The organism is Parvimonas parva, assembly GCF_016552165.1.
GTDB lineage: Bacteria > Bacillota > Clostridia > Tissierellales > Peptoniphilaceae > Parvimonas > Parvimonas parva.
Genome location: NZ_JACVDA010000010.1, coordinates 1 through 12575, shown reverse-complemented (window position 1 = coordinate 12575; position 12575 = coordinate 1). Strand labels below are relative to the sequence as shown.

General features: G+C 29.5%; 11 protein-coding genes and 1 rRNA gene. All 12 read left to right on the top strand.

All coding sequences use genetic code 11. From position 1 onward, the window contains the following. Window positions 1-2: 2 nt before the first annotated feature. Window positions 3-773: a YwaF family protein gene (locus IBJ83_RS04285; RefSeq protein ID WP_201275505.1), complete on the top strand. Its 771-nt coding sequence runs from the start codon at window positions 3-5 to the stop codon at window positions 771-773. Window positions 774-943: 170 nt separating this feature from the next. Further along, on the top strand, window positions 944-2017 hold the full coding sequence (locus IBJ83_RS04280) for a D-alanine--D-alanine ligase family protein (RefSeq protein WP_201275503.1): 1074 nt from the start codon (window positions 944-946) through the stop codon (window positions 2015-2017). A gap of 2 nt (window positions 2018-2019) precedes the next feature. Further along, window positions 2020-3390 carry a UDP-N-acetylmuramoyl-tripeptide--D-alanyl-D-alanine ligase gene (locus IBJ83_RS04275; RefSeq protein WP_201275501.1) on the top strand — a complete coding sequence of 457 codons (1371 nt, stop codon included), beginning with the start codon at window positions 2020-2022 and terminating at the stop codon, window positions 3388-3390. A 1-nt stretch (window position 3391) separates the two neighbouring features. Continuing rightward, on the top strand, window positions 3392-4519 hold the full coding sequence (locus IBJ83_RS04270) for a M20/M25/M40 family metallo-hydrolase (protein WP_201275499.1): 1128 nt from the start codon (window positions 3392-3394) through the stop codon (window positions 4517-4519). Window positions 4520-4570: 51 nt separating this feature from the next. After that, window positions 4571-7477, top strand: a complete 2907-nt coding sequence (locus IBJ83_RS04265; protein ID WP_201275497.1) for an insulinase family protein — start codon at window positions 4571-4573, stop codon at window positions 7475-7477. A 308-nt stretch (window positions 7478-7785) separates the two neighbouring features. Further along, a complete protein-coding gene (locus IBJ83_RS08495) occupies window positions 7786-7917 on the top strand; it encodes a hypothetical protein (protein ID WP_269902519.1) in 132 nt (43 codons plus the stop codon). Between the two features lie 25 nt (window positions 7918-7942). Next, complete coding sequence (locus IBJ83_RS08490) at window positions 7943-8071, top strand: hypothetical protein (protein WP_255353745.1); 129 nt, start codon at window positions 7943-7945, stop codon at window positions 8069-8071. 101 nt (window positions 8072-8172) lie between these two features. Continuing rightward, window positions 8173-9336 (top strand): double-cubane-cluster-containing anaerobic reductase, encoded by a 1164-nt coding sequence (locus tag IBJ83_RS04260; RefSeq protein ID WP_201275490.1) that lies wholly within the window; start codon window positions 8173-8175, stop codon window positions 9334-9336. Then, window positions 9336-10091, top strand: coding sequence for an acyl-CoA dehydratase activase (locus tag IBJ83_RS04255; RefSeq protein WP_068475147.1), 756 nt, complete (start codon window positions 9336-9338; stop codon window positions 10089-10091). Before IBJ83_RS04260 ends, IBJ83_RS04255 begins: the two co-directional genes overlap by 1 nt. Before the next feature lie 404 nt (window positions 10092-10495). Then, window positions 10496-11335, top strand: coding sequence for a 4-(cytidine 5'-diphospho)-2-C-methyl-D-erythritol kinase (ispE, locus tag IBJ83_RS04250; protein ID WP_201275488.1), 840 nt, complete (start codon window positions 10496-10498; stop codon window positions 11333-11335). 1 nt (window position 11336) lies between these two features. Continuing rightward, window positions 11337-12155 (top strand): glutamate racemase, encoded by an 819-nt coding sequence (gene murI, locus IBJ83_RS04245; protein WP_201275486.1) that lies wholly within the window; start codon window positions 11337-11339, stop codon window positions 12153-12155. Between the two features lie 341 nt (window positions 12156-12496). Next, window positions 12497-12575, top strand: a 16S ribosomal RNA gene (locus IBJ83_RS04240); the annotation flags it as partial.

Sequence of the window (12575 nt, the reverse complement as noted above, 5' to 3'; positions counted from 1 at the left end):
TTTTGAATTTTTTAGAAAGATTTTTAGATTTTATAGTTTATTTCTTTAGGTCTGAACCTGAAGGACGAGATATAGTAAAATATGGAACAACACATATTTCACTCGTTTTGATTGCCTTTATAGGTGCAATTTTGATTTATAGACATAGAGATACATTTAAAAATAGCAATAAAAATATTTTAAAGATTTTTGTGATTATACTATTTTTACAACAATTTATATTATATGCTTGGTATTTAACAAGTGGCTCATTTTCAATAGAAACAAGCCTACCGCTATATGATTGTAGAGTTGCGATTATATGCTTGATATATGGAGTGTTTTTTGATAGCAACAAAGCTAAAAGAATCGGAATTTATTTAGGTTTTGTAGGCTCAATAGTTGCATTACTATCTCCAGAGCTGGATAAATTTATATTCCCACATTATACTTGGATAAGTTTCTTTGTCGGACATATATTCTTGCTTTGGGTAAGCTGTTATATATTCTTTGTTGAAGAAATAGAAATTTCATTCCAAAAATATATGGAAGTTTTTGTGTTTACGAATCTTTTACACATAGCTATAATAATCTTTAACAACTTTACAAATTGCAATTATGCATTCCTATCAGAACCACCAATCTTTAAAGAAGTGGCTTGTAAATTGCACCCAATCACATATATATCAATTATGATGATAATATTGAATTTTTCGCTTTACCTAGTACATTCCTACTTTATGAAATCAAGAGATGGAAAATTTAAAATAATAAACAAAAAAGTTGAGAATTAGATGTTTATTGATTATTGTTTAGATAATTTAAAATATAATATTAATTTTAAAAAAGTGATTTGTTTTAAAATCACTTTTTTAATGAAAAATAATTCTTAAATTATGAAAAAATCTCAATTTATGTTATACTATAAAGTAATATTTTATATTTTTTAAAAGGAGTTTTAATTATGAAAAATTTATATTTACTATATGGCGGAAAGAGTGCAGAACACGAAATTTCTGTGTTGACTGCAAAGTCCGTTATAAATAATTTAGATAGAAATAAGTACAAAATATTTCCTATTTATGTAGATAAATGTGGTCGTTGGAATTATTTAGGAGAAAATACAAAAAATATTGAAAATGAAAGTGAAATTGTACTTGAAGGAAGTGGGGCTGTTTGTGATTCTATTTCAAAGTTTTTTGCAAATGACTTTGTAAATGAAAATGCAATTTTCTTCCCTGCAATGCATGGAACTTTTTCAGAGGACGGAACTATTCAAGGCTTTTTCGATATAATGGATATTGCTTATGTTGGAAATAATGTTTTATCTTCTGCTGTTTGTATGGATAAGGGAACTGCGAATGATGTTTTTGCAGGTAATGGAATTTTACAACCTGAATATTATTTGGTTACAAAGTATGAGTTTGATAAAGATAAAGATAAACAAATAAAAAATATTTTAGAAAAAATTGGAGAAGTTTCTTTTGTTAAGCCTTGTAATGCTGGTTCAAGTGTAGGTGTTACAAAGGTAAACAAAAAGGAAGAAATAGAATCAGCTTTGATTGAAGCATTTAAGTTTGATACTAGAGTTTTGGTTGAAGAGGCAGTTGTTGGAGATGAACTTCAAGTTTTAGTTATGGGAAATAATGTTTTAAAAGCAAGTTTGCCAGGTGGGGTTAAGGTTACTCGTGAGTTTTTTGACTATGAGGCAAAATATTTAGATGAAACAACTGATCATATTATCCCTTGGGATTTATCGGAAGAAGAAATTAAAGAAATTCAATCCGTTGCAAAGAGAGCTTATGCTGTTACAAACTGTAAGGGATTTGCAAGAGTTGATATTTTTGTAAGAGATAGCGACAGAAAAATGCTTGTAAATGAAATTAATACAATTCCGGGAATGACTGCTGTTTCTATGGCTCCGGCAATGTATATGAAAACTTTTGATAAAACTTATAGTGATTTTTTGGATGAATTAATCGAACTTGCGATTGAAAATAAAAAAGAAAAAGATTCTTTGACTACAAATAGGGGGTAATTATGTTAAAAGCAACTTTGGAAACTATCGCTAAAATAGTTGGTGGAAATTTAGTTACTACAAGCATGAAAGATGTAATAGTAGAGGGAGTTTCAACAGATACTCGTGATATAAAACTTCACAATCTTTTTATTCCACTTGTTGGAGCAAAGTATGACGGACATACTTTTGCTTTTGATGCTATAAAAAAAGGTGCGATTGCAACTTTGTGGGATAAAAATCACCCAACTCCTTATCTTGACGCAGGAATTATTGTCGTTGATGATACTTTAAAGGCTTATCAAAAACTTGCAAATAGCTATTTAAAGGCTACAAAGTCTAAGGTTATCGGAATAACTGGCTCAAATGGAAAAACTGGAACAAAAGATATTTTAGCATCAATTTTAGAAGAAAATTTTAGAGTTCATAAGACTGCAAAAAATCTTAATAATGAAATTGGTGTTCCAAAGACTATTATGGAAATGGACTTGGACGATGAGGCTATTGTTTTGGAAATGGGAATGGAACGTTTCGGAGAAATTAGTGTTCTTACAAATATTGCAAATCCGGATATAGCCGTTATTACTAATATTGGCGATAGTCATTTGTTAGAACTTGGAACAAAGGAAAATATTGCAAGAGCAAAGTTTGAAATTTTAGAGGGATTAAAGCCTGACGGAATTTTCATTTTTAATAATGATGATGATATTTTAAGAGAAGTTATAAGAGAATATTCAATTCCTCAAAGGGTAATAAAGATTGGAACTAGAGAAGATTCAGACGTAATCATTAGACCAATTCGTTCAGACGAATCAGGAAGTAGTTTTTCAATAGGGGAATATGCTTATAGTATTCCATTCATCGGTAAACACCAAATCTACAATGTTTCGGTTGCAATAACTATTGCCGGACTTTTGGGTATGGACTATGCAAGTATTGTAAAAGGACTTTCAAAAGTAAAACTTACAGGAATGAGAATGGAATTAATGCATTTGCCAAGTTTTGACATTTTGAACGATTGTTATAAGTCAAATCCACAAAGTTTGATGTCTTGTATCGAAACTGTCTATACTATGAAAGGATATAAAAATAAGATTTTAATTCTTTCCGATATGTTGGAGCTTGGAGAAAATGAAGAAAAGTTACATTTTAATGTAGGCGAAAAAATTGATAGAGATAGAATTGATTATGTAATTTGTGTTGGGGATTTGGCAAAAGAAATTTACAATGGAGCAAATAGAAATTTCAATGTAAAAAATCTTTTCTACTTTGAAACTAAAGGCGAAGTTATCGAAAAAGTTAGGGAAATTATTTCAGAAGATACTTTGATTATGGTTAAAGGTAGTAGAGGAATGAAACTTGAAGAAATTATTGAAAAATTAAAGGAGATTTAAGATGAATAAGGAAAGACTTTTAGATACATTTTTAGATTTGGTAAAGATTTATTCTCCGTCAAGAAATGAAATAAATGCTATGAAATATGTAGTAGAAAGATTAGAAAAACTTGGGGTTAAATACATTTTACATGACCATTCAAGTGAATATGGTGGAAATACTCCGGTAATTATCGCAAAACTTGAAAAAAATTCTGATGATGAAAGTTTAAAACCTATTTCTCTTTCTGCTCATATTGATGTTGTTGAGCCTTCAAAAGATTTGGACGTTTATGTTGAGGACGGACTTGTTAAAACTAGAACTGCTACAACTTTAGGAGGAGATGACAAGGGTGGTGTTGCTATCATTTTAGAAACTTTTGAATCTTTGGTTGAAAGCAATTTACCACATAGCGATGTTTTTGCCGTTATAACTCCTTCTGAAGAAGTTGGACTTTTGGGTGCAAAGTCAATTAAATGGGAAGAAATTCCACAAGATTTTATGCCGTCAAAGGATATGCTTGTTCTTGATAACGGTGGTGGCTGTGATACTGTCGCAGTTGAAGGACCTTGTATGTATAAGATAAATGTGCATTATGAGGGACTTTCTTCTCACGCAGGGATAGAGCCTGAAAAAGGTAGAAGTGCCATTGTTGCAATGAGTAATGCTATTTCAAAGATGAAGATAGGAAGAATTAACGACCATACAACTTCAAATATCGGTAGTATTGTTTCTGAATTTCCTACAAATGTCGTTCCGAAAGATTGTAAAATCAGAATGGAAGTTAGATGTTTGAATGAAGATGAGGCAAAAGAAAATGTTGATAATTATGTAAATATTTTTGAAGAAACTGCAAAAGACTTTGAAGTTAAATGCGATATTAACATAGAATACGATTATCCACCACTAAAACAAATTGACGGAAATATTTTGCTTAATAGAGTTTTGGACGCTTATAAAAAAGTTGGTGTTAAATCAAGACCGATTAAAATTGGTGGAGGTTGCGACGGTAATATTTACTTGAAAAATGGATTTAATTCTGTGATTTTAGGCGTTGGAATGTATAAGATTCATACAATAGAAGAATATTTAGTAATTGCTGATATGGAAAAAACTTTAGAGGCAGTTTTAGAGTTTATTGCGAAGTAATAATTTTACTTTTTAATTGTAAAAATATAAGTACAAAAAATAGGAGACGATATGTATAAAGGATATAAATTAATACAAGAAAAACATATTAAAGATGTGAATTCTGATTGTGTTTTACTTGAACACGAGAAAACCGGAGCAAAAGTTTTTTTGATGAAAAACGATGATGATAATAAAACTTTTGGGATCGGTTTTAAAACTCTTCCTAAAGATAATACAGGAATTTGCCATATAATTGAGCATAGTGTTTTATCTGGCTCAAGAAAATTTCAAACTAAAGAGCCTTTTATGGATATGGTAAAGATTAGTATGGCTACATTTTTAAATGCTCTAACTTTTCCGGATAAGACGATTTATCCCGTTTCAAGTAGAAACGAAAAAGATTTTAAAAATTTAATGGACGTTTATATGGACGCTGTTTTTTATCCTGTAATGAAAAAGGATAGAAGAATATTTATGCAAGAGGGTTGGCATTATGAGCTTGAAAATGCTGAAGATGAACTTAATATAAAAGGTGTAGTTTATAATGAAATGAAAGGTGCATATTCTGTCCCTGAAACAACTCTTTATTACAGAGTAAACAATGCACTTTGTCCTGATACTGTTTATGCTATGGAATCAGGTGGAGAACCTTATGAAATTCCAAATTTGACTTATGAAAATTTTTGTGATTTCCATTCAAAATATTATCACCCTTCAAATTCATATATTTATTTATATGGCGATTGTGATATGGAGGAAAGACTTGAGTTTTTAGACAGAGAATATCTTTCAAACTTTGAAAAAGAGAAAATAGATAATTTTGAGGGAAATCAAAAGCCTTTTGAAAATACAAAAAATGTTTTTGATGAATATTCCGTTTCAAAAGATGAAGATACTAAAAATAAAACATTTTTAGCTTATTCTTCTTGTTTCGGCGAAAGCAACGGACTAAAAGACGGAATAATCGAAAAGTTATTATCTGAAATTTTAGTTGATATGCAAGGTGCATATCTTAAAGAGGCATTACTTAAAGCAAATATTTGTGAAGATGTATCTTCAATTTCAATGGAATCTACAAAATTTTCCAGCTTTGGAGTTTATGTTATAAATTCTGAAAGAGAATATTTAGATAAATTTAAAGAAATTGTTGAAAATGTATTAAGAGAAGTTGTTAAAAATGGAATTGGAAAAGAAAAGTTAATTGCTGTTTTAAATAGAACAGAGTTTTCTATAAGAGAACTTTTGAATTCTACAACTGCCGGAGTTGAATATTTCTTTAGTATTTTTGATACTTGGTTATATGGTGGCAGTCCTATGGATTCACTTACTTTTGATGAGGCATTATCAGAAATTAGAGAAGATATTTTGAATAACAGATTGTTGGAAAGAGTTATCGAAGAAAAGATTTTGAATAACAATCATAAAGCATTCATCGTTCTTTCTCCAAGTGCCGGACTTAATGACAAAAAAGATTTAGCCCAAAAAGAATGGTTAAAGAGATATAAAGACTCTTTAAGTCAAATTCAAATCGAAAAAATAATTGAAAATACAAAGAATTTAATTGAATATCAACAAACGGAAAGTACTGAAGAGCAAAAGGCGACTATTCCAAAACTAAAAATAGAAGATATTGATAAGGAAACATTAAAAATTCCAAACGAAGTTGAAAAAATTGAAGATATAACAGTTTTAAAACATAATATTTTCACTTCAGGAATTAATTATGTCGATATTTGTTTCGACTTAAAACATATTTCAAAAGATGAAATTGTATATCTTTCACTTGTTGAAAATTTACTTAAATCTTTGGATAAAAAATCAATGACTTACAAAGATTTTTCAGTTGAAACATTCTTACGTTGTGGTGGAGTTTCAACGGCTATTACAACTTTGACTAATGCGAAAAACAGGGAAAAATTTGTTCCTAAATTTGTGGTCAGTGTAAAATTCTTAGGCGAAAAACTAAAAGAAACGGTTGAACTTTTAAAAGTTTTATTAAAAGAAACAATTTTTACAGATAAGAGCAGAATCAAAGAAGAAGTTTTGTCTATCAAGGGAGAATTGGAGCAAGATGTTCTTGGTGCAGGTCATATGTATGGAATAAATAGAGCAAAATCATATTTTTCAAATAAGGCTTGTTATGATGAAAGATTTAAAGGGCTTGATTATTTGAAATTTATTCAAGATTTGGCTGAAAATTTTGATGACAGAATTGATAATGTTCTAGAAAAAATGGAATTTGTTTACAATAGAATGTTTAAACAAAACGAAACTATTGTAAATATAACTACAACGGAAGAAAACTTTGAAGAAATCAAAAAAGCATTTGTTGAATGTGTAAAAGAATTCCCAAGATTTGAGGATATTTCTTATGATTTCACATTTGAAAGAGAAAATTTAAAAGAGGCAATTGCAACTTCTTCTGATGTAAATTACGTTACATTTGCAGGAGATTTGAAAAAGTTAGGCATTGAATACTCCGGAAGTTTTTCACTTTTATCAAAAATTTTAAGCACAACTCATATGCACAATAATATTAGAGCGATTGGTGGAGCTTATGGAGCAGGACTTAGCATAACTCGTGATAGTGAAATGTTGATGTTCAGTTACAGAGACCCTAACTTGAAATCTACGAAAGAAACATTTAATTCCGTTGGAAAATATGTTTCAGAAATGGAAATAACAGAAGAAGAATTGGAAAGTTTCAAAATTTCATTGGTAAAAGATTTCAATCCATTGCTTACTCCAAAACACAAAGGATATACTTCAATGGTTATGTATATAACCGGTTCAGATGAAAAAGAATTGGAATTATATTTAGGACAACTTTTAAATACAAAATTGGAAGATTTAAGAGAACTTGGAAAAGTAATTGACGAAGTATTAAGTCAAGATGGATTTGTTGTAGTTGGAAATACAAACAAAATAAAAGAAAATTCAAAAGAATTTAAAAATATCGTAGTTTTGAAAAAGTAAGATTAAAGGCGCTGTTTAAGCAGTGCCTTTTTCAATTTAATAATATTTTTTTATTATACAAATTTTTATGTATTAATCTACTTTTTGTTATAAGGTAAAACTATTTCATAAACTTTGCTAATAAATAGCTTGTTTTCCATAAATAATTAATATAAATGAAATATTGACTTAATTTATTAATATGATATAATTGAGTTGGTCAAAAATATGTGAAATACTAAATAAGATTAATACATAAATTAACAAAGTTTTTGACCAGATATTATTTGGAGGTTATTTATTAAAAAAGAAGTATAGGACTTTTATTGATGTCCGTATTAGTTTTGTCTGCTTGTGGACAAACTTCAAAGAGAGCTGATATCAATACAGCGAAGAAAACAAAAGAAAAGAAAGCGACTATGACTATTGCCGATGTTGATTTGAATGCAAAAGATTTATAAGAACAATGGAAAAAGGAACCACGTTATGGCTCCAAGACCTGGTATTATTAAGGAAGACATAAAGATTGATATGGAATATCCAAGAAATAGAAATAGTGATGAATTCATCGAACATAGAAAGCATATATTAGACGTATTAAATTTTACAACTTAGCGTTTTCATATAATATTCCGATATAAGCAAAAAGGATGGGTTCGTTAGTGGATCGTCTTTTTTGTTTATGATAAATTTCAAATAGAGAAAGGAGAAACGAAATGAAAGAAGAAAATATTAAACTTCCGAGTAATTTTGACGATTTCAATGAAACCAAAAAAAATGGATTTTTAAAGATGAAAGAATTAAAAGAATCCGGTAAAAAAGTTGCAGGCATTTTTTGTACATATACTCCTCAAGAAATAATCTATGCAGGAGGACTTATTCCGGTTAGTTTATGTGCCACAACAGAAGATTCTATAAAATATGCAGAAAGAGATTTACCAAAGAACTTATGTCCGCTTATAAAGTCAAGCTATGGTTTTGCTGTAAGTGATACTTGCCCATATTTTTATTTTTCAGATATTGTTATAGGAGAAACTACTTGTGATGGAAAGAAAAAAATGTATGAATTAATGGGCGAATTTAAAGATGTTCACGTTATGCAACTTCCACAAAACAATACTGATGAATTATCTTTGAAACTTTGGACAAATGAGCTTTATAAATTAAAAAGAAGATTAGAAGAAACTTTTAATGTTGAAATTACTGATGAAAAATTGTGGGAGGCTATAAAAATCGGAAATCAGGAAAGAAGAAACTTGAGAAGATTTTTTGAGCTTGGGAAACTTAACCCGTCTCCTTTAAGTGGAGTTACAATGAGTGGAACTCAAGATGCTTTTGGTTTTAATTTTGATAGAGAAACAAAAAATAAGGCTCTTGTTGAAAAGACAGAAGAACTCTATGCTATGTGGGAAAAAGAATTGAAGGGTAAAAAGAGTAGTAGGCCTAGAATTTTAGTAACAGGTTGTCCTGTTGGTGGAGTTCGTGAAAAAATATTGACTACAATAGAAAATGCAGGCGCTGATATTGTTGTCTATGAAAATTGCTCTGGAGTTCGTGAAAAACTTGAGCTTATTGATGAAACTATGGATAATCCGATAGATGCGATAGCTAAAAAATATCTTAATTTAAGTTGTTCTGTTATGTCTCCGAACAAAAAGAGATTTAAAGATTTGGATATGTTGATAGATGAATATCAAGTTGATGCAGTTATTGAAATTGTACTTCAGGCTTGTCATACTTTTGCTGTTGAATCAACAAAGGTAAAAAGATTTGTTACAGAAGAAAAAGGTAAACCATATATGTATATAGAATCTGATTATTCTATGACTGATGTGGGACAAGTTTCAACCAGAATTGAAGCGTTTTTGGAGATGATATAATGAATATAGGTATAGATATAGGGTCAACAGCCTCAAAAGTTGTTGTTTTTGATAAAGACAAACAAGAAATAGTTCATACAATTTTGATGCCGTCAGGTTGGAATAGTAAAGAAACTTCAGAAGAAATTTATAAAAAATTGACAGAAAAAGGCTTTGATGTTGACAATTGCTATGTCGTTGCAACAGGATATGGGAGAGTATCCGTTCCCTATGCTGATAGAGTTGTTACAGAGATTACAACACATGCAAAAGGTGCGATGTTTTTGTTGAAAAGAGATTGTGATGTAATCGACATTGGAGGGCAAGACACAAAGATTATAAATATTTCAAACGGTCTAGTTAGTGATTTCATAATGAACGATAAATGTTCAGCTGGAACCGGTAAGTTTTTGGAAGTTATGAGCAATAGACTTGGAGTTACTTTAAATGAAATGTTTGAATTGTCAAGAATAGGTAATCCTGTTCCGATAAGTTCGACTTGTACTGTATTTGCAGAGTCTGAAGTTATTTCCCTTATGGGACAAGGACGACCTAAAGAAGATATAGCAAGTGGAGTTGTTCATTCAATAGCAAATAAAGTTGTTGGACAGACAAGAAAATTTAGAAATGAGGCAGATTTGTATTTCTTAACCGGAGGATTTTCAAATAATTCCTATATGGTAGAACTTTTAGAAAAATTATTAGGAAAAAAAGTAGAAACACACGAGTTAGGAAGATTTGCAGGGGCATTAGGTGCATCACTTATGGGGAAATAATACTTCCAACTCTTATAAGATGATTAACATAAGGTTGGAGATAGCAGTAACTTTGTTGTTCTACAATAGAAAAAACAAAAATTCCATTAGATTTTAATGGAATTTTTTTGCGCAAAAAAAGAAAGCCTTACGCTTTCTTTTAAGTGTTACGGTGATTTGGGGGTACACCGTAAATTTGGAGAGAGTAACTCGTCAAAATTATAATGAGTTATATAGGTTATGTTATTCTTTAAAGTAAAACACTTTTAAGGCTAAGTGCTAATATTTTACTTAACAAAAGTATAACACTTATTTTAAAATAAGTCAACAGTTTATGTAATATTTTTTAATTTTGTTTTTTGTTTAAATTTGTGGTAAAATATTTTAAAATAAGTTATATTTAATAAATTAATAAAGGTGATTTTATGAAAAAGAAATCTTATGCAAAAATAAATTTGACTTTAGACGTAATCGAAAAGAGGAAAGATGGTTATCACAATATAGATGGAATTATGCAGATTGTGGATTTGTATGATGAAGTTACTGTTGAAATAGCTGATGAATTTAAAATTACTTCTAATTCTAAAAATATTCCGCTAGATGAAAAAAATTTAGTCTATAAAGTTTACAACGTAATTAGGGAAAAATATAAATTTGATGAAAAATTTTCTATACATATTGAAAAAAACATACCTGTATCTGCCGGAATTGCTGGAGGAAGTACAAACGCAGCCGTTGTTATAGAAATGGTAGATGAGCTTTTGAACCTTAATATGACTTTGGAAGACAGAAAAAAAATTGGAAGAAGTGTTGGTGCAGATATTCCTTATTTGCTTGTTGGAAAAACTGCGAGAACAAGAGGAATTGGTGATGAACTTGAAATTCTTGAGAGTCTGCCAACTACAAATGTACTTATTGTAAATAATGAAGTTGAAATTTCAACTCCTTATGTTTATTCAAATATTGTTCCGACCGGCAATAGTAAAAATGCTGATAAACTTATTGAAATGTACAAAATGAAAGATTATGATAAGTTTTTTGAGTCCCTATATAATACAATGGAAGAAGTTTCTATTTCATACTGTCCTGAAATTCAAACTATAAAGGATAAAATGTATGATTTTGGTTGTGTTAAGTCGCTTATGAGTGGATCGGGGCCTACTGTATTTGGTATTTTTAAAAATGATAAAGATATAGAGTTTGCATATAATTATTTTAAGAAGATTTATAAGAACACTTTTAAAGTAAAGACGATGGAGAGATAATATGGATAATAGAGCGATAGGCGTTTTTGATTCAGGTATTGGTGGACTTACCGTTGTTAAGGAACTGATGAAAATTTTACCTAATGAAAAGATATTATATTTTGGAGATACGGCTAGGGTGCCTTATGGGAATAGAAGTGAAGAAACTATAAAGCGATTTTCAACTGAATGTATTGAATTTTTAGATAAAAAAGATATAAAAGCGTTAATTATTGCTTGTAATACCGTTTCTGCAGTTGCGCTTGAATTATTAAAAGAAAAGTTTGATATGAATATACTTGGTGTTATTGTTCCTGGTAGTAAAATGGCAAGTTTCATTACTAAAAATAAAAAAATTGGAGTTATTGGAACAAATGCAACGGTTTCAAGTGGTTCTTATGAAAAATGTATAAAGCTAGAAGATGAAAATAATACAGTTTATTCGAAGGCTTGTCCATTATTTGTACCGATAGCTGAAGAGGGATTGTCTGAAAGTAGTATAGCAGTTGAAACGGCAAAATACTATTTGAATGAATTAATCGAAAAAGAAGTAGATACTATCGTTATGGGTTGTACTCATTATCCTATATTAGAAAGGACAATCCAAAAAGTTGTAGGAGAAACAATACAACTTGTTAATCCTGCAAAAGAAACTGCTATTGAAATGAAAAAATATTTAGAAGAGAATGATTTGCTAAATGATGAATTGGGAGATAATAAAAACACATTCTATATAACTGATGATGAGAAAAGATTTGAAAAAAATTTGACTGACTTTATAAAAATTGACAAACCTAATATAAAGAAAATAAATTTGAAAACAAAGCATATAGATGAATAATCTTTTAAATTAAATTTATCATTATTTTAATTAAAATCATATTTCATAAAAAAATTAACAAAGCCAAAAAAATTAGAAAAAATTTTTAAAAAGTGTTGACAATAAATTAAATAATTGATATAATAAAGACCCAGTGAGAGCTGGGTCACTTTTTTTGGAAATTTGATTAAAAAATTTTTTAAAAAAACTTTCGAAAAAGTGTTGACAACCAAAAAGAAATGTTGTATAATGTAATGGTTGTTGTGAAACATTAAAAATTTCATATAGTGATAGAAACTTTGAGAGTACAAAGAAAAACAATAATTTGGTGTAACAAAAAGTCAGCGAGAGCAGACGAACTTTTAATAGAGAGTTTGATCCTGGCTCAGGACGAACGCTGGCGGCGTGCTTAACACATGCAAGTCGAACGTGATTTTTATG

Excerpts from the sequence above, each read along its gene's own strand:
- IBJ83_RS04280 (WP_201275503.1), top strand. The coding sequence starts at position 944 with ATGAAAAATTTATATTTACTATATGGCGGAAAGAGTGCAGAACACGAA.
- IBJ83_RS04275 (WP_201275501.1), top strand. The coding sequence starts at position 2,020 with ATGTTAAAAGCAACTTTGGAAACTATCGCTAAAATAGTTGGTGGAAAT.
- IBJ83_RS04270 (WP_201275499.1), top strand. The coding sequence starts at position 3,392 with ATGAATAAGGAAAGACTTTTAGATACATTTTTAGATTTGGTAAAGATT.
- IBJ83_RS04265 (WP_201275497.1), top strand. The coding sequence starts at position 4,571 with ATGTATAAAGGATATAAATTAATACAAGAAAAACATATTAAAGATGTG.
- IBJ83_RS08495 (WP_269902519.1), top strand. The coding sequence starts at position 7,786 with ATGTCCGTATTAGTTTTGTCTGCTTGTGGACAAACTTCAAAGAGAGCT.
- IBJ83_RS08490 (WP_255353745.1), top strand. The coding sequence starts at position 7,943 with ATGGCTCCAAGACCTGGTATTATTAAGGAAGACATAAAGATTGATATG.
- IBJ83_RS04260 (WP_201275490.1), top strand. The coding sequence starts at position 8,173 with ATGAAAGAAGAAAATATTAAACTTCCGAGTAATTTTGACGATTTCAAT.
- IBJ83_RS04255 (WP_068475147.1), top strand. The coding sequence starts at position 9,336 with ATGAATATAGGTATAGATATAGGGTCAACAGCCTCAAAAGTTGTTGTT.
- ispE (WP_201275488.1), top strand. The coding sequence starts at position 10,496 with ATGAAAAAGAAATCTTATGCAAAAATAAATTTGACTTTAGACGTAATC.
- murI (WP_201275486.1), top strand. The coding sequence starts at position 11,337 with ATGGATAATAGAGCGATAGGCGTTTTTGATTCAGGTATTGGTGGACTT.